Source organism: Bacteroides sp. MSSM.1001136sp1_RTP21357st2_D2_RTP21359_211015, assembly GCF_040913205.1.
Classification (GTDB): Bacteria; Bacteroidota; Bacteroidia; order Bacteroidales; family Bacteroidaceae; genus Bacteroides; species Bacteroides ovatus.
The window spans coordinates 53,709-71,055 of sequence record NZ_JBDFVF010000028.1 but is presented as its reverse complement, the minus strand read 5'-3'; the positions used below and the strand labels follow the sequence as shown (position 1 = coordinate 71,055).

The following is a 17,347-nucleotide window of genomic DNA, read 5'->3' as shown; positions in this document are numbered from 1 at the left end:
ATTGTCAAGCGACATCGGCACCGAGGTAAATAAGCTGTTTATTCAGAACAATGAGGCGGATTTTCCACTCCCCATTTTTCATTCGGTTGATTACCCATTGTGAGTTTCAATGTTCCACCTTTATAGAGTTCATCCCGGTACATCCAACATTGTTCCAGCGGTTTACCGTTCAACGTAGCAGATTGTACATAATAGGCATCCGGTGTATTACCAGTCGTTTCAATCACAAACGTTTTTCCCGTCGCATTCATCGGACTAAGTTTGATTTCAATCTTATCAAACAACGGACTGCCAATCTGGAAAGTCGGTCGTTCACAAGAACCGCCCTGTACATCGAACAATCCCATTGCCGCCATCACATACCAGGCTCCCAACTGTCCCTGATCTTCATCCTGACCGTAGCCATAACCATGCTCTCCGTTTGTTCCGTAAAACTCATCACAAATCAAGCGCGTCCATTTCTGTGTCAGGTAAGGTTTACCGGAGAAATTGAACAACCAAGGAATATGAAGACTTGGCTGATTACCATGATTGTAAGGACTCTCCACACCTGCAAAAGCATAAGTTATCTTACCGCCACCAAAAATAGATTTACGCGCTTCGGTAAATATAGAATCCAACCGATTATTAACCTCCTCTTTACCCACTTTTTCAATCAAACGATATGGATGTTGAGGAACAAAAAATGTATATTGTACAGCATTTCCTTCCTGAAATCCTCTCCATGACTCCAGCGGATTAAAGTTATCAATAAACTCACCGTTAGGAACTCTGGGACGAACCAGTTTCAATGAATCATCAAATAGTTTTTCCCATCCTCTTGATAATTCCATCAAACGGTTGTAATCATCCGTATGCCCCAATGCTTTTGCCCACTGCGCCACAGCATAAGCACTAAAGCAATATTCCAATGTATGAGAAACAGAAAAGGTAGAGCCATCCGGATGTGTGCCATAATGAACACTGTTCTCATAAGGTACATATCCTCTTTCTACAAACTGCTTCACATCCATCTTACCTGCCCCCTCAATGCGGCCTTCCCAGCCTAATTCATTCTTTAAAGCTGCCTGATAAGCCGTTTCAACATCAAAATCACGAATACCACTATTGTATGCACCTGCCAGGGTAATACTCACCATATTTGTCCCTACGCCCGAAACATATCTACTGGCAGCAATACCATCACCTAACCAGCCAGCATCTTTGTATACCAGCAACTGACTGTTAACTAATCCATTGTAGTATTCCGGATAAGCTAGTGCCCAAAGAGAAGTCAAGTTCCAGTAAGCCCCCCAAACTGCATCCGTATTATAATGATTATATATCGGCTTACCTTCTTTTCCCAAAGGTATCTGCCCTACTGTTCCATCATTTTTGGGATAAGCTCCATTAACATCGCTAGCAAGTCCTCTGCCCAACAAAGCGTGATACAATCCTGTATAAAATTTGATTTTGCTTTCATCCGTACCTCCTGAAACCAGAATACGTCCCAAGGATTCATTCCATTTATCCGTAGTTGACTGTAAAGCTTCATTAAAAATCAAGTCTTTCGCTTCCGTTTCCAGATTCAGTTTAGCATTTTCAATGGAAGTATATGACAAACCGATCTTTACATTTACTACATCATCTTTTTTCGTTTTATAATTCAGGCACATAATAGCTCCTGCACCTTTGATTTCATTTCCCGCTTTCAGAGTACTATCTTGATAAAAAACCTCTACCGATTCAGGAATACGATCTAGTTTTGCATAAAAATACATAGCTACTGATGAACCCGCTTGATATTTCTTCACATATTCCGGTTCCGTAATCACGTAACCTTCAATAGTATTTCCATCTATCTGTTTGATATATGCATCACGCACAGCTCCACTTTCTCCCTGACGATTTCCAATATTCAAAAGAATATGAGCAGCTTCCGTCTCCGGGAAAGTATATCGCTGGAATCCGACACGAGCAGTGGCAGTAAGTTCTGCCTTTACCTGGTAATCCTTTAATAATACAGAGTAATATCCCGGACGCGCCGTTTCATCTTTCTTATCAAAGCGGGAACGGAAACCTTTATCGGGGTCTTCCAGTTTTCCGGGATTTGTTTTTACTTCTCCCGTTACAGGCATCAGTGAAATTCCTCCTATCTGAAACTCATGTAAGCAAGGAAAGCCATCAATCGAAGTATGATTATCTTCATAACCAATAGCTTCCCATCCTTGATTATTACCGTAAGTTCCATTGGTAGAAGCTCCCAGTTTAGCCATTCCAAAAGGCTCCGCAGCCGGAGTATAGAAAAACCAACGACTATGTACAGTTCCAATATTAGGATTCACATACTCTACCAGATTGGGACGATCAGGTGTTTTGCACCCTACAACACCTGCCAGAATCAACAGGCTACCTATCCATTTTAATTTCATCATTTATTTATTTTTCTGTTTGTAACTTCTCCTTTAATCATCGCCACACGTGCATAATACTCCGGCACACACGAAGCATCCAATAACCATTTCGGCTTACGTTTTTCATCAGTCCGCCCTGTCCAGTCATGATACATCAGTCCCGCCTGGTCACGTGCATGTTCCCAAGCATAATCCAGTCCTTTTATCATCGTATCCACATACTTTGAATCCCCCGTAACATTGTACAGATCGTGATAACCTCTAAACAAAACCAGATTAAACCAAGGCAAATCTGCAATATAAGGAATACCGTCTTCCGTATACTTAAAAAACACTTTGTAGCTTCCTTCTGCCAAAAATTTAGCATTATCCAGATATGCCTGCTCACCCGTATAATTATATAAAGCTACAGCTGCTTGTAACAAAGTACCCGTATTATAAGTATACAAATCCGGGCATACTGCTGAAGTAGTTGTTAGCCATGAATTCCAAACGACTCCTCTTTCCGGATCTTTCAGATATTTATCAATCCAATGATAGAACTTCTTTCCCACCTCCAGATAATACTCATCTTTAGTTGCTTCATAAAGTTTTAAAGCCAACACCATCGCTTTTCCGTTAGAACAAGCAGGTTTCTGATCTTTCACTCCTTCCAGCCAGGAAACAGCTCCTTCAAAGTTCTCATCCCAGCCACTTAAAATAAAGGTCAATACCTGTTTCGCTTTCTCCAGATAATGAGGATTTTTAGTTACCAGATAAGAATCAATATAATCAATACCCACCAAACCATTGTCATCATAATAGCGGTCTACCTTTCCAAACTGAACAGGGTAAGCCTGATAACCAAAAGGAACACGCGTTGTATCATAGTAACGTTCCATCGCCATCACCATCGAATCGACATAAACCGTATATTTCTCCGGTTCGATGGCAGCCATCAACACTGCCGAAGAAAAGACACCACTCATAGGCCACAGATAAGAAACTTCCTGCGCTTGCCGGGTGGAATCATTAAAATAAGTCAGATCAGGACGATGACTGCTTGGGTAATATTCAGAGAAGAGGCCGTATTTGGGAACCCGGTAGAGTTCCCAAACACGCTGAAACATTTCTTCTGCCTTATCTTTATTCGGAGTCGTTTTTGATTCTCCGGCACAAGAAAGAAGCACGAATACCGTCGATACAAATAAAACTATATTTCTAATTTTACTATTCATATCCTATTCCTCTGTCACTGTTTCTCCTTTGTACAAAGCAATCATTCCCAAAGATTCGAGCGCAGCATCCTGCATCAACAACTGTTCAGCACGTTTTGGAGTTGCTCCTGTCCAGTCTTCATAGAACAGTCCGTTTGATAAACGGGCATTTTCGTATGCATAATCCAGAAAGTTGATGAATGTTTTGATATAATTGCCTGCATTTTTATAGTAAGGCTCAATATCAATAAATGCACGGATCAGTTTTGTTGTGAACCAAGGATCATGATCGGGATAAGCCAACGCCAACCCATTAAGCGGACGTACAAAATAATTATACGCACCTTCGGAAGAAGCAATGGCACTGTCCAGATAAGTCTGTTCACCCGTTATTTTGTATAAACGGACCCCGTTAGAAATCATCACACCTGTATTGTAAGTCCATTTTGTTTTATTAATGGATCCGTCTGCTTGTTTATCATTCCAGTAACATCCATCTTCCGGATCACGCAAGTTAGTCAACGTCCAAGCATATAAACGTTTTGCCAGAGCCAGAACATCCGCTTTTTCCTCTTGAGGACATACAGAATGATATTCAAGCAAGAATAGCGTTGCATATCCATTAGCACATGTCGGTTTATTCGAATCACCAACTCCCTGCTGTCCTTTCTGGTCCTCATTCCACCAAAGACCTCCTCCAAACGTATCATCTTCACCAGCTTGCAGGAACTCAACGATTCTTTTAGCTTTCGTCACATAATCTTGATTATTTAGCAAATTAAAGGCCTCTACCAGTTCAATCCCCACAATAGAATTATCATCATAAAAACGTGTTCCACTACCGGTAGTACCATTGGTTTGAGAGCCATAACCACCCACAGTTCCATTAGGAGTACGATAATAAACTTCAAACCGGTCTACCATATCCGCATAATTCACATCATAACCTAAAGCATGCAAAGCTGCTGCTCCGGAAACCAGTCCGTCATACGGCCACAAGAAAGAAGCGGAATTATCCCCATCTTTCTTAGGATAATTTTCATTATACAGTCCTTCTGTTGCCCCACTATTGATCCGGTAGCACTGATTAATCAAGTCAAACTGCTCTTTGGCACGTTTATGATAAACGACCTCCTCTCCGGGTTCTGACGGAGCAATCGGTGTAGGCGGGATATATTTCTCTACGTCATCTCCGGCACAGGAGAATAATAGTGCCGGAAGAATAGCTAAAATAGTCTTTATCTTTTTCATAACTTAGTTTTATTAATTAATCGGAGTCACATTAGTAAATGTATGTATCATCAATCCATCCGAATTCGTATCGATAGTGATAGTTGCATGCGTATAATCCAGACTACCTTTCATTTTCCAAAGATGATCCCACTGACTCCATTGGAATTCATACAAAGCATAGAAAGAAGCAGGTTCTCCACCTACCGGACGTTCGGCACTCACGCCATCACCTCTACCCCAACACATATCACCACCATTTACTTTTGCTAAAAAGTAGTAACGTTCTTCTATCCAACTTAACCAATCAGGAGCACCGGTTTCCGGTTTGGACGGATCAAGGAATCGGATATCACCCTCTCCCACAAATTTACCATCACCCGCATACTCTAATACAGCTATATCTCCAAATGTTGCTCCCCAAATACAACGAACAGAAGAACCGATTTTTTCCGTGGTCATTGCCATTGTATTAAAGTTCACTGTCAGACGGGTTACTTCTTCGGAAGCAGTTACAGCCGTTTCGCCCTCCCCTTCTCTTAACTTCGAGCTATCATCAATATAATAGCTGAATGTTTCACCTGTAGTAGCAGACTTAAATGATATATTTCCTGCTGATAACTTCGTATAAATCTGGAAAACGCCCTCTTCTACACAACGGAACGGAATTCCACCCTGTCCACTGTTCTCCGTAGCCGAACCATATAAATACAATTCAGCCGGAATATTATCAATTCCCTCTCCACGAGTTACTGTGATGGTAGCCACCTTGTCGGTTCTCTTCACCACTCCACCTTTCGAAGCGTTTACTGTCCATTTTATATCTCCGGTTTCCAAAGGATAAATGCCTGCATTTCTAGCAATCGTATTAATAGCCGCATGAGTGATTGACAAACTGGTTGCAGCTCCCAAATCGCTTTTCACCGTAGCCAGCGGCTTTGAAAAATCACCGTCTGCCTTATCAAACAGCACCTCGTACAATACAATTCCGCCATCTGCCGCACCACCTCCTGACCACGACAACACAACAGGCGTTGGAGATGACACATTCAACTGGATAGAAGCAGGGGAACTTAATTCCGTGGGGACTGCAAAATCCGTGTTCAATTCATAATCTTCCTGACATGATACCATTGCCAGAAGTGCTGAACATATCCATAATATCTTTTTCATAATTATTCCTTTTTGAGTCGTTTAACCAATTACCAATTCGGATTCTGCTCCAAATTACCATTCAAGTCACGTTCAGCCTGTGGTATAGGCCACAAATAATGTCTATTTGCATTAAAGGTTCTGTTTTCAACCCGAACGTATCCATCATCCGTACCTACCACATCATTTGTCTTTAGTCCGTGACACCATCCATTCAATACATTGTCCGCAATTCTCCAACGGATAATATCTTTATGACGATGTCCTTCCAATGCCAGTTCCGACCGACGTTCGTTCCGCACAATCTCAATCAGTTTATCTTTAGAAGCTCCTTCCGGGAATTCCAGTGCTGAAGCAAGTGTAAATCCTGCCCTATTACGAATGGGTTTAATAGTTGCATCCCAAGCCGTCTTATCCAGTTCCCCCAACTCTGCCAATGCCTCTGCATTCATCAGTAAAATATCCACGTAACGAATCAAAATCGGATTCAAGCCAGAATAAAGAGTAGCACGATACGTATTATCCCAATATTTCTTAATATAATAACCGGTAGCCGAACAGTCTGAACCTACCCCATAACCATCTTTGCCTTCACCTTTCTCACAGTTGATAACAACTTCTGTTCCGTCGGCCAACGTATATGAGTTTCCAGTGTACATCACCGTTGCCTTCAAACGTGGGTCACGATTAGCATACGGATGACTTTCATCAAACGATGTTCCTGTTTCCTTAATTGTTTTTCCATCCAGCATAATATAACTGTCTACCAACTCCTGCAAAGGAGAAAGCTGGGAATATCCACCCAAAGTGGGCGGCAGGAAAACATACATCATCTGATGTTCACGACTAGTCGGACGATACTGTGCATCCAAAATTACTTCAGAGTTGTATTCATTAGCGATCTCAAACAATCCTGCATAACTTCCAAAGAGTTTAAAGCCTCCCTCTGTCATAATGGTAGAAGTAATATTTTTCACTTGCGTCCAATTACCTTCAAACAAATAGATTTTAGCTTTAATCGCCATTGCCGCCCAACGGGTAATCCGACCTTTATTATCCGCATCATAAGAAGTCGGCAAATAGTTACCGTTAATCACTTCATCCAAATCAGCCAGTATATTTACTATTACAGTGGCTTTGGCTGTACGTGCAATAGACATACTTTCTTTGATAGAAAGCACTTTTGTAGTATAAGGTATATCGCCGAATTTCGTATACAACTCATAATAACTATAAGCACGAAGTACTTTTGCCTCACCAATATAACGTTTCTTCAATTCCGGGTCCAAATCAGGAACCCTGTCTATATTTTCCAGCAACTGGTTACACATACGAATACCCGTATAGCGCCCGTCCCAAACCTGTTTCACGTAAGAGTCGGCTGTAGAATATGAACCATTACCAATATTTTGTGTAAAATCATTAGGTTGCTTGGTATAAGCATTATCCGTCATTGCTTCACAATAAAGCTGTTCGTCCATATTTCCCAAATAGGTATAGCAAGTATTCAACGCCTTGACAGCTGCTTCAGGATCCTCTTCCCAATAAGTCAAGTCCGTTTCTCTGTCATACGGTGCCGTATCCAAGTCAACACAAGAGGCACCGCCCACTACCAAGACAGCAGATAAAATCAAATTCTTTATAGTTGTTTTCATCACGGTACAGTTTAAAATTTAACATTAAGTCCAAATGAATATACTCTTGCCACAGGATAAGAACGACCACTACCGTCTCCGGTATATTCCGGGTCCCATCCGCCTTTCATCTTCGTGAAAGTCAACGGATTCTGCACACTGGCAAAGATTCTTAAATTCTTGACATAGAGTTTTTTCATCCATTGTTGCGGGAAAGTATATCCGATCTGCGCATTTTTCAAACGCAAGTATTTAGCATCCTGGATCCAGAAATCTGATTTCGCTGCATTATTAGCAGATTCCGCACCCATTGTCAGACGAGGATAAGTAGCATCCGGATTATTCGGAGTCCAGCGATCTTGATGGAAATCCATTACAGGACCTTCATTGTTATTATGGAAAGCCTCTACAGATTCACCACGCATCCACTTGTTACGTTTTCCTACTCCTTGCCACATCATCGAGAAATCAAAACCTTTATATTCCAAACCATAGGTGAAGCCGAAAGTATATCTTGGGAAGTCATTACCAACAATAAAACGGTCATCGTCCGGTTTAATCACACCATCGCCGTTCTTATCCAAATAACGAATATCTCCCGGTTTCGGTGTAATACCTTCCAAGTGCGGTCCTTTCTGACATTCTTCCTCATTCTGGAAAAATCCATCCGAACGATATGCATAGTAAGAGTACAACGGATAACCTTCCTTGATAATTGTCTGTACATCCGAGCCACCGATAATTTCCGTACCGCGTGTATCTATTACTTCATTAAAGCTATCTGAAATATTTCCGGCGAAGTTATGCACTACCGGACCGGTCTTCAAACGATAACTTACTGATAATTCCCATCCTCTCGTCTCTACCTTACCAGCGTTCTGAATCGGGGCACCATTACCAAACAATCCGGGAACCGGTAAATTTACCAAAATATCTTTTGTACGATTATTGAAACAATCAAAAGTAATATTCAAATCATTATTCAACAATCCCAATTCGAAGCCGATATTAGCCATACGGGTAGTTTCCCATTTGAGATCAGGATTTGTAGAAGCAAATGTAGCCGTCTGCGCCAATTTATCTCCGAAGCTGATGCCGTTAGTCACAGACACCGTCTGCATGTATTGATAGGCACCAATGCGGTTATTACCAACCAATCCCCAGGAACCTCTGATTTTTAGAGAAGGAACATACGGTTTCAGTACAGACCAGAATTTTTCTTCCGAGATACGCCATCCTGCCGAGAAAGACGGGAAGACTCCCGAACGGTTTCCTTTCGCAAAATAAGAAGAATAGTCATTACGGATATTAAATTCCAGCAGATATTTCTCATCATAATTATAAGTGGCTCTTGCAAAACCGGAATAGATAGCCCAGTCACTTGCCGAACCACCATTGCTAACTTTATCCCCACTCAAATCACCTACAAAAATATCATATTTAGAATCCTCCGTCAAACGACTAGTAGAGAACTGCTTTTCAGAGAAACCCTCATAAGCATATCCTAATAATCCACCGATAGAGTGTTTCCCTATTTTCGTATTATAAGTCACCATAAGATTGGTAGTGATATTCTTAGAACGATAGAATTGCTCGGTCAACTTATTTTCACTATCTCCCGTACCTTCGAAGGCCTTCCGGTTCTCATGCAAATTATTATTCCAAACACGTCCACCGGCACTTCCGATCAGTTTCAGTCCTTTATATACTTCCCATTCGGCTTGTATGGTTCCCAATAATTCATCATTCACATTCTGGCGATAACCGCCTTCTTCCAAACGCTGCAAACCGTTTGAGTTACTTCCGGCAGGATAATTATAACTGCCATCCTCATTCTTGATCGGATAAATCGGTGGCATGCGGTTTGCCTGCTCGATAATCCATTCCGTCCAGTAAGCATGTTCTTTAATATCATTACGGGCAAATTGAGAAGTCAAATTCAATGTAAAGTTATTCGTCACCTTATGGCTTACATTCAGACGTGCATTGTAGCGTTTATAACCATAATCAGGTCCCTTGAACATACTGTTCTGATCCATATAACCCAAAGAAGCCATGTAAGACAACTGGTCGTTACCTCCTGTCATCGAAACATTGTGTGAACTTTGAGGAGAATTACGGTGATACAGTTCTTTCACCCAATTTACATTCGGACCGCCATTTCTAAATTGCGCAATCTGCTCGGGAGTGAATTTTGCAGCTCTTCCCGAATTGACAGCAGCTTCATTATACAGTTCAGCGTATACCCACGAGTCTGCTATCTTAGGCAATGAAGTAGGTTGCTGAACACCATACATAAAATCATAAGAGATTTCCACCTTACCGGCTTTTCCTTTCTTGGTAGTAACAAGTACCACACCATTGGAAGCACGTGAACCATAAATAGCAGTAGAAGAAGCATCTTTCAAAATAGAAATCTGCTCAATATCAGCCGGATTCAAATTGCCCAGCGATCCTTCAATTCCGTCAATAATCACCAACGGATCATTGTTGTTCATCGTATTCAATCCACGGATATTAATAGAAGGTACACTACCCGGAGTAGAACTTCCCTGCTGAATAACCAAACCGGGAGTCGTTCCCTGCATCGCTTCCAATACATTGGAAATCGGCTTTCCTTCCAATTCATCCGTAGAAACAGAAGACACAGCTCCTGTCAGGTTGACTTTCTTCTGCACGCCGTAGCCTACCACTACCACATCTTTCAAAGTAACCACATCCGACTTCAACACCACATTGATAAACTGGCGGCCGTTCACCGGAACTTCCTGTGTTTCATATCCAATTGAGGAAACTACCAATACCGCTTTTGAAGCAACATTCAGTGAAAAATTTCCATCCATATCCGTAGCCGTACCCGTAGATACACCTTTCACCAGCACGGTAGCCCCAATCACGGGTTCCCCGTCTGCCATTACCTTACCTTTCACTGCGATTGTATTAGATTGCGCATACAGTTTGGAACCAACAGCCACATTCATACAAACAATCAACATAACAGCCAATAATTGCCAACTCGAAAATGCCGTTCTGAAAAGCCGGCGGGCAAATTGCGCGTTCAATAGATTAGATTGTTTCATAACATTTTATATTTGAATTAATAGAAGAGTTATCATATATTATAAGATATTAAGTTGGGACAAAGCAAAGGAATAAGCCCCTAAAGCAACGGCTCTGCTTGCTCCTAATGTAGAAACAGCAATGCCTATTTTCTTGTGACAGGCATAATGCACCTCTCTCTCCGAAAATGGTATTTTCACCATCTTGTCTTTTTCCTCCAGAAATTTATCAAATGCCTCTTTTTCGGACAGATTGAACACCTCCATCTGCAAACAAGGGAAAGAAGCTCCTGCAAACGTGCCAATCTGCCGATTCATCTCATTCATAATTCCCGGAAGTATGTATTTAGCCGCTCCTGCCACTCCTCCGCCAATCACTACCAAGCCATCAACAATATTCAATGCACGGATGATAGCATCACCGGCCATCTCTCCCAGTTCGTTAAAACTCCGGACAGCAGCCTGCTGATCTCCCTCTGCAGTCCCTTCGGCAATATCATATATATCTTTGGGAGTTAAAGAAGAAGCATCCTTTCCGGTCAATTCCTGATATACTCGCCTGACAGCCCTGATACTGACACTTTCTTCCGCGATCATTTCGGGATATTTCTTATTCCGCATAATCCAGACGTCGCCGCCGCAACCGTTGTCTCCGGTCAGTAACCGGCTGTCAATCACCACTCCGGCACCAAACCCTGTACCCAGCGTAATTCCGAGCAGGTTCTTATATACCTTACTGCTGCCTGCTTCTTTCAGGCGTTTATTCACTTCGGGCAAAGTGCCTGCCAAAGCTTCGCCATAAGCAAACAAATTACCGTCATTATTAATAAAAACCGGAATACCAAACTGTTCCCTCAAATAAGGTCCAAGTGCCACTCCTCCCCTGAAGGCCGGGAAGTTAGGCAAGTCACCAATAATTCCATGCTCATAGTCAGCAGGCCCGGGGAAAGCAAAACTGATAGCTACCGGAAGTTTCGGCAATCGTTTCTCAACTTCCAGGAAACCTTCTACAAGAACAGACAAGCAACGCTCCAAGTCGTCGGACGCTGCCGGAAGGCAAATAGGTTCCACTATTTCGCGACAGCCTTGTATGGCTGAAAACACGAAATTAGTGCCTCCCGCATCGAGCGTCATTACGATTCGTTCATCATGTTCATACATAGTTCTCAAGATATTAGATGATTTATTTCATTATTAAAAGCGTACGTAAGCTTTGATCGTTACACATTCTTTTCCTGCAGATTTACCATACGGGGCAATGGTATATTCTTTCACCCTGGCAGGAATGATAAATGTTTCGGCATAATGCACCACGAAAGGTTCAAAAGCATGAGTAGGACTCTCAACTACGGCCTCTTCTCCCTCCAACAGATTCAGTACATTTACACTATCGTTTGTGTAATGCAACACCGGTGATGAGAAACGGTGGCGACGAGTTTCGATAAATTCGTTCGGATGCAGTCCGGTACGTTCTTCTACCCAACCTTCTCCGGAAGCGACTTCCGTAAACTGATTACGAAGGTGTTCATTTACATATTCTGTATCGCGATTCCAGTTGATTACGCATTTACCACGTTCCACATTGATCGGACGCGGTTTTCCATCCAGTCCCAAGCGTTGCCAGTCCCATAGTTTGAAAGTAAAGAGGTTCGGAGTCGAGCTGATTTCAAGCACCATACTGTTGGCACCGGAACAATGAACGGTTCCTCCCGGGATCAGAAAGTGGTCGTGTTTCTTCGTCGGAATCTTATTTACGTATTTTTCTGCGTCAAACACCAGTTCACCTTTTTGTGCTTTACGCAAATCGCCGATCATCGCTTCTTTGTCCACTCCTGTCTTCACTCCCAGATAAACGACGGCATCTTCTTCCGCGTCTACCATGTAGTAACTTTCATCCTGCGTGTAGTACATACCGAAGCTGTCACGGATAAATTGAGTAGTAGGATGCACCTGCAAACTCAAATTACCTCCGCCCATCGTATCCAAAAAGTCGAAACGAATAGGGAAGTCTTTTCCAAAGCGTGCCTCCACCGGTTCACCAAGCAACTCTTTACTTTTCAGTAAAACCAAATCAACCGAAGGCAGCTCAAAGCGTACTCCGTTCACTTCAAAATAAAGGCTGTTCTCTTCAGGTACACAGTCAAAGCACCAGCCGAAATTTTCACGTTCACGATCCAGGTCGCAAACCTCTTTCATCCATTGACCACCCCAGGGAGCCGGATCGAAGAAAGGAACTACCCGGAACGGTGTGTTCACCGTTGCCTCTACCCCTTTAAAGAAAGTATCCTTATCAATCATCTTCGGTGTCCCGGCCACATGGGTGTCAATCCAGAATTCTACCCTATCAAACAATCTTTCCTTATACCTATCACATACTCTCCAATCGTTGAAATACCCTCTCTTGTATTGCAAAGAAACAGCATCGTTCCGATTGTCTATACCTAAAGCTTTTACCTCATGCCGGCGGAAACGTTGTTGGATTTCCCAACGTGCCATATCCGCATAAACCACCATTGCGTCCTGTGGAGCAACAGCAGCAGCACCCGTACCTATGATTACAATGGTTTCTTTTGCTTCACTGATTTGCTTCCGTGCAGCAGCCACCTTATCCGCATCCAAATAATCTTCCAGCTTCAAATTGGTGACATAGCCGAATAATACATCTTCAGTCATGAAGCGTTCTGTCAACGCTTGAATTTCTTTTTCCGGTTTCATCAAATCACGTACATTCATCACTCTTCCGGAGAATTCTTTTGAAAAAGCATCCAGCACTTCTTCTTCATATACTCCTGTATATAAATCCACAGCCAGCACTTTTCTTGCATCCATTTTCTCTTTTAACATAGAAATGATAGAATCCCACCCCTGAACAAGCATCCCCGTCAGCTTCGTAGAAGGAAATTTATCATAATTAGCTTTTCTCATGTTTATAGCGTTTTTAAATTTTATATGTTCATACATACTTTCAATTGTGCAAATATATAGATTTTATTTTTATTCCAAACAAAACTTGGATTATTTTTTGATAAATCTTATATTTGCTGAAAATAAACCAATCAGGATAGATATGAAATTAGATCATAATAGTGATAAACCGCTTCATATTCAGGCAGAAGAGATACTAAGAAGACTCATAGAATCTGAAGAGTACAAAAACGGGAAGCTATTTCCCAACGAGGTAGAATTGTCTGAACAATTACATATTTCAAGGAACACATTGAGACAAGCTATCAACAAACTCGTGTTTGAGGGGCTTTTGGTGCGAAAGAAAGGTTACGGAACGAAGGTAGTAAAGAAAGGTATCGTAGGCGGAGTAAAGAACTGGCTTAGTTTCTCACAGGAGATGAAGATGTTAGGTATCGAGATTCGCAATTTCGAGCTGCATATCAGTTTAAAGCGTCCAACCGAAGAAATCGGCACATTCTTTGATTTAGGTTCCAATCCCGACACTCGCTGTGTAGTGATGGAGCGTGTCAGAGGAAAAAAAGAATATCCGTTTGTTTACTTCATCTCTTATTTCAACCCCAATATTCCACTAACCGGAGAGGAAGATTATACACGCCCATTATACGAAATGCTGGAAACCCAATATAATATAGTGGTAAAGACCAGCAAGGAGGAGATTTCAGCCAGACTTGCAGGGGAATTTATTGCAGAGAAACTGGAGATAAAATCCAATGACCCTATATTAATAAGGAGAAGATTTGTTTATGATGTGAACGGAGTACCTATTGAATACAACGTCGGATATTATCGGGCAGACAGCTTTACTTATACAATAGAGGCAGAGAGATAGACCGTATGTTCATACATATATAATATAAGGAGGCTATTTTAGAAGTTGAAATCTCTATCTTTCCTTTAAAATAACCTCTTTATATCATCTCTCTTTCCATAATCATGTCCTACCCGTCATTTATTATCGAACTACCATTAGAGCATCCGGCAAGAATCCGATCCAGACTTTCATCCACAACACCTATCATCTGAAGTTTGGATAATAAATGATAGTAGGAAGTTTTTCCTACTCCTTCTATTCTCAACAGACTTTTCCAACCTCTTCCCGATACTATATCCAACAAATCTTTCACCGTTCGAACATCTTGATTATACAAGATATTAGCCAACCGGGTATCAGCTACTTTACGAACAGGCAATTGAAGTATCCACTCCTCCTGCCCAACATTTATATTCTTATTATTGTCTACCAAGGATAAAAAACGAGCATCGATAGCACGCTTTCGATAAGTAGCCAATATATCTTTTTTCAGTTTCAACCCTTTAAGTATAGAGTTATACATTTGCAATGTCTTCCCATAGGTAATTCGATGCCGATCAGCCACTTTCGCTACTGATTCTCCTGTAGAAATTGAATAGAAGATATCGCGGGTAACAGGGTGAAGAATCAATGCTGACAGTTCACGAATGATTATTTCATATAGCGGTTTACAAGTCGTCTGTGTTCTCAATACATATAGTAGATCATCGTATTTGGAAATGATAAAGTCCCGTTCCAGTTTCTTTTCTTCTACGATTTTAGAAAGGTAACCTGCTTCTAAACCAAGTCTTTTGTGAGCTTCCAGATAAGCATCCAAACTCTCATCATCCAAAAACAACTGATCGTTGATTCGGGAACTCGTAATGTATCCAAGATTTGCCCAATTTCTAAGAATCGTCTCCTGGATGCCGTGTCTTTCAGACATCTGTTTTGTTGTGAGCCAATTTGACATAAAAAAACGGAACTAGATTAATAATATTAACTAGTCCCGTACCTTTTATTATAAAAGAGTACGGAGCTGTCACATCCCGCTAGTAGGAGGTAGTAACGGCTACCCAATGCATACGGGCAGACAGCCCGTACCCTATGAGAAGTCATAGAAGTACAGGCGTCTTCCCAGCATGCATTAAAAAATCCGTTACAATTTCCTACTAGCCGAGGAAACGCACAATCGCACACCACAAAGGCGTGCTACGTTCCAATGACAAAGGTACAAATACTTTTCGGAAAATAACAAGAGAGAGGCATAAATGTTTAGAATGATGATTGTATAATTAAAGCGTATGTATATAAATAGACAGGCTTCAATTAGTTATCTTATTCAAATAAGAAACCACTCTACAATTAAAGCACCTCTCTCTTACATAAACTACCTACTTTTGTAGCAAATAACAATTCGTTCCACCTAGGTAGAACTAAACAAATACCATGGTCGAACCAAACGATAACCAAGGTAGAACTAAAGAATAACCTTGGTAGAACGAATTAATAGTAGTAATTAATCCATTAATAATAGAATATGAGTGCTTTATATGACTTATTTGAAAATCCACCGTCACCTGACGGAGAGAAACAACCGCTACATGCCCGTATTGTCTCCAAAGGAACCGTAGATAAAGAAGAGTTTCTGGATCGTGTCCACAAATTCACCGGTATCAGCAGAAGTTTATTGGCAGGAGCCATGGAAGCCTTTGCCAATGAAGCACGGGATTTACTAGCCGACGGCTGGAATGTAGAAATGGGAAACTTCGGATTCTTCTCTACATCGTTGCAATGTCCGCCGGTTAAAGATAAAAAAGAAATTCGGGCAGCGTCTGTCCAAATGAAAAATATTAATTTCCGCGCAAGTCGTCCATTCAAGAAAGAAGTAGGCAACAAAATGAGGCTGCAACGAGGAGAATCTATCACACGCCCTAAGAAAAATAGTATCTCCCGTGAGACGTGTCGCGAGCGCCTCAACACATATTTGGAAAATCACCTATTCATCAGCCGGACAGATTATAGCCATCTGACAGGACGAAATAAAAAAGTAGCTATTGAAGAATTAAATTCCTTTATCACTGACGGAATAATACGGAAAGAAGGGGTTGGAAAGTTGACTGTATATATAAAGGTATAAACTCTTGGAACACAGAATTAAGAGCCACAACAAGATTATTGCTGTTGTAACTCAAGTATGATTTCATCAGTGATGTAGGCATCACTCAACGTTATAAGCGGATATTGTTTATTAAGAAGCAATGCATATACCTTACTATTATAGAACAAGTGCAATGCTTTTTCGGGAGAAATATTCAAACGCTCCGCTAATTGCATCACCACACGAGTGTATTTATTCCATACTAATACATCTATCATAAACGCAGTTTATTTTATTGTTACATATTCTTTGAAAGAGAGACACTCGTCAATGAGACGTTGATTGAGAATCCTTTACCAAAGTCGAGGTTTTCGCGTCCGACACCGACCAAAGGATACTCTACGGCCTGCGTACTACCATGATAGACCTTCATACAGATTCTCCTTTTTCTTTATAATGGGCTTCCCAGTTTTCAAGAGCTTCTACCAACGTATCGGCTATGTACTCACGACTCTGGGTGTGAAGCATGTCATATCCACTTATCAGGTATTGACGGATAAGATTCAGTTTTTCCAAACGGTTATAGAGAGTAGGAGCCGGAATACCCAACTTCTGGGCGGCACTCTCAATGGCAAAAATCACAAACTCCATGACTTTGCCATCAACAACGGGGGCTGATTGGCTTGAATGTAGCATACTATACCTCTATTATCTTAGTGTAATATGTACAAATATAGTGTTTATTCTTGCAACGTTCATCGTTTTTCGGCATATTTTTGATTATCAAGAACATTTGAGTATCGTGAAACTGATTGAAATATTCCC

Annotated in this window: 14 protein-coding genes; 2 read left to right on the top strand and 12 right to left on the bottom strand. The window is 41.4% G+C overall.

The window, feature by feature from the left end; all coding sequences use genetic code 11:
* Positions 1-38: 38 nt before the first annotated feature.
* Genes AB5217_RS17655 through AB5217_RS17620 form a run of 8 tightly spaced genes read right to left on the bottom strand, consistent with a single transcriptional unit; the run spans position 39 to position 13,589 of the window.
* Positions 39-2,414: a GH92 family glycosyl hydrolase gene (locus tag AB5217_RS17655; RefSeq protein ID WP_004299402.1), complete on the bottom strand. Its 2,376-nt coding sequence runs from the start codon at positions 2,412-2,414 to the stop codon at positions 39-41.
* Entirely contained in the window at positions 2,411-3,610 is a 1,200-nt protein-coding gene (locus tag AB5217_RS17650; RefSeq protein ID WP_032843998.1) for a glycoside hydrolase family 76 protein, read from the bottom strand. The genes AB5217_RS17655 and AB5217_RS17650 overlap by 4 nt, the downstream gene beginning before the upstream one ends.
* A 3-nt stretch (positions 3,611-3,613) precedes the next feature.
* Positions 3,614-4,840 carry a glycoside hydrolase family 76 protein gene (locus AB5217_RS17645; RefSeq protein ID WP_008650202.1) on the bottom strand — a complete coding sequence of 409 codons (1,227 nt, stop codon included), beginning with the start codon at positions 4,838-4,840 and terminating at the stop codon, positions 3,614-3,616.
* Positions 4,841-4,852: 12 nt separating this feature from the next.
* Positions 4,853-5,992, bottom strand: coding sequence for a SusE domain-containing protein (locus tag AB5217_RS17640; RefSeq protein ID WP_004326175.1), 1,140 nt, complete (start codon positions 5,990-5,992; stop codon positions 4,853-4,855).
* A gap of 29 nt (positions 5,993-6,021) precedes the next feature.
* Complete coding sequence (locus tag AB5217_RS17635) at positions 6,022-7,626, bottom strand: RagB/SusD family nutrient uptake outer membrane protein (RefSeq protein WP_368112607.1); 1,605 nt, start codon at positions 7,624-7,626, stop codon at positions 6,022-6,024.
* An 11-nt stretch (positions 7,627-7,637) separates the two neighbouring features.
* Complete coding sequence (locus AB5217_RS17630) at positions 7,638-10,685, bottom strand: SusC/RagA family TonB-linked outer membrane protein (RefSeq protein WP_032844001.1); 3,048 nt, start codon at positions 10,683-10,685, stop codon at positions 7,638-7,640.
* A 39-nt stretch (positions 10,686-10,724) separates the two neighbouring features.
* A complete protein-coding gene (locus AB5217_RS17625) occupies positions 10,725-11,825 on the bottom strand; it encodes an ROK family protein (protein WP_004326178.1) in 1,101 nt (366 codons plus the stop codon).
* A 33-nt stretch (positions 11,826-11,858) separates the two neighbouring features.
* Positions 11,859-13,589 (bottom strand): class I mannose-6-phosphate isomerase, encoded by a 1,731-nt coding sequence (locus AB5217_RS17620; protein WP_138293984.1) that lies wholly within the window; start codon positions 13,587-13,589, stop codon positions 11,859-11,861.
* A gap of 142 nt (positions 13,590-13,731) precedes the next feature.
* On the opposite strand from AB5217_RS17620, the gene AB5217_RS17615 reads away from it, so the two are divergent.
* Positions 13,732-14,460, top strand: coding sequence for a GntR family transcriptional regulator (locus AB5217_RS17615; RefSeq protein WP_004321898.1), 729 nt, complete (start codon positions 13,732-13,734; stop codon positions 14,458-14,460).
* Between the two features lie 109 nt (positions 14,461-14,569).
* On the opposite strand, the gene AB5217_RS17610 is transcribed toward AB5217_RS17615, so the two are convergent.
* Positions 14,570-15,367, bottom strand: coding sequence for a hypothetical protein (locus AB5217_RS17610; RefSeq protein WP_138293985.1), 798 nt, complete (start codon positions 15,365-15,367; stop codon positions 14,570-14,572).
* Positions 15,368-15,961: 594 nt separating this feature from the next.
* On the opposite strand from AB5217_RS17610, the gene AB5217_RS17605 reads away from it, so the two are divergent.
* Entirely contained in the window at positions 15,962-16,561 is a 600-nt protein-coding gene (locus AB5217_RS17605) for a DsbA family protein (RefSeq protein WP_138293986.1), read from the top strand.
* 35 nt (positions 16,562-16,596) lie between these two features.
* Here the strand turns inward: AB5217_RS17605 and AB5217_RS17600 are convergent, their stop codons facing one another.
* The 3 genes from AB5217_RS17600 to AB5217_RS17590 are packed head-to-tail and all read right to left on the bottom strand — an operon-like array spanning position 16,597 to position 17,218.
* The gene (locus AB5217_RS17600) at positions 16,597-16,800 is read right to left on the bottom strand and encodes a DUF3791 domain-containing protein (RefSeq protein ID WP_004299389.1); all 204 of its coding nucleotides are present in this window, start codon (positions 16,798-16,800) and stop codon (positions 16,597-16,599) included.
* Between the two features lie 20 nt (positions 16,801-16,820).
* On the bottom strand, positions 16,821-16,955 hold the full coding sequence (locus tag AB5217_RS17595) for a DUF3990 domain-containing protein (RefSeq protein ID WP_004299388.1): 135 nt from the start codon (positions 16,953-16,955) through the stop codon (positions 16,821-16,823).
* Positions 16,952-17,218: a DUF3791 domain-containing protein gene (locus tag AB5217_RS17590; protein WP_004299387.1), complete on the bottom strand. Its 267-nt coding sequence runs from the start codon at positions 17,216-17,218 to the stop codon at positions 16,952-16,954. Before AB5217_RS17590 ends, AB5217_RS17595 begins: the two co-directional genes overlap by 4 nt.
* Positions 17,219-17,347 lie beyond the last annotated feature (129 nt).

What these genes read in the sequence shown, in the direction of transcription:
- AB5217_RS17655 (WP_004299402.1), bottom strand. Translation starts at nt 2,414, where the DNA reads ATGATGAAATTAAAATGGATAGGTAGCCTGTTGATTCTGGCAGGTGTT.
- AB5217_RS17650 (WP_032843998.1), bottom strand. Translation starts at nt 3,610, where the DNA reads ATGAATAGTAAAATTAGAAATATAGTTTTATTTGTATCGACGGTATTC.
- AB5217_RS17645 (WP_008650202.1), bottom strand. Translation starts at nt 4,840, where the DNA reads ATGAAAAAGATAAAGACTATTTTAGCTATTCTTCCGGCACTATTATTC.
- AB5217_RS17640 (WP_004326175.1), bottom strand. Translation starts at nt 5,992, where the DNA reads ATGAAAAAGATATTATGGATATGTTCAGCACTTCTGGCAATGGTATCA.
- AB5217_RS17635 (WP_368112607.1), bottom strand. Translation starts at nt 7,626, where the DNA reads ATGAAAACAACTATAAAGAATTTGATTTTATCTGCTGTCTTGGTAGTG.
- AB5217_RS17630 (WP_032844001.1), bottom strand. Translation starts at nt 10,685, where the DNA reads ATGAAACAATCTAATCTATTGAACGCGCAATTTGCCCGCCGGCTTTTC.
- AB5217_RS17625 (WP_004326178.1), bottom strand. Translation starts at nt 11,825, where the DNA reads ATGTATGAACATGATGAACGAATCGTAATGACGCTCGATGCGGGAGGC.
- AB5217_RS17620 (WP_138293984.1), bottom strand. Translation starts at nt 13,589, where the DNA reads ATGAGAAAAGCTAATTATGATAAATTTCCTTCTACGAAGCTGACGGGG.
- AB5217_RS17615 (WP_004321898.1), top strand. Translation starts at nt 13,732, where the DNA reads ATGAAATTAGATCATAATAGTGATAAACCGCTTCATATTCAGGCAGAA.
- AB5217_RS17610 (WP_138293985.1), bottom strand. Translation starts at nt 15,367, where the DNA reads ATGTCTGAAAGACACGGCATCCAGGAGACGATTCTTAGAAATTGGGCA.
- AB5217_RS17605 (WP_138293986.1), top strand. Translation starts at nt 15,962, where the DNA reads ATGAGTGCTTTATATGACTTATTTGAAAATCCACCGTCACCTGACGGA.
- AB5217_RS17600 (WP_004299389.1), bottom strand. Translation starts at nt 16,800, where the DNA reads ATGATAGATGTATTAGTATGGAATAAATACACTCGTGTGGTGATGCAA.
- AB5217_RS17595 (WP_004299388.1), bottom strand. Translation starts at nt 16,955, where the DNA reads ATGAAGGTCTATCATGGTAGTACGCAGGCCGTAGAGTATCCTTTGGTC.
- AB5217_RS17590 (WP_004299387.1), bottom strand. Translation starts at nt 17,218, where the DNA reads ATGCTACATTCAAGCCAATCAGCCCCCGTTGTTGATGGCAAAGTCATG.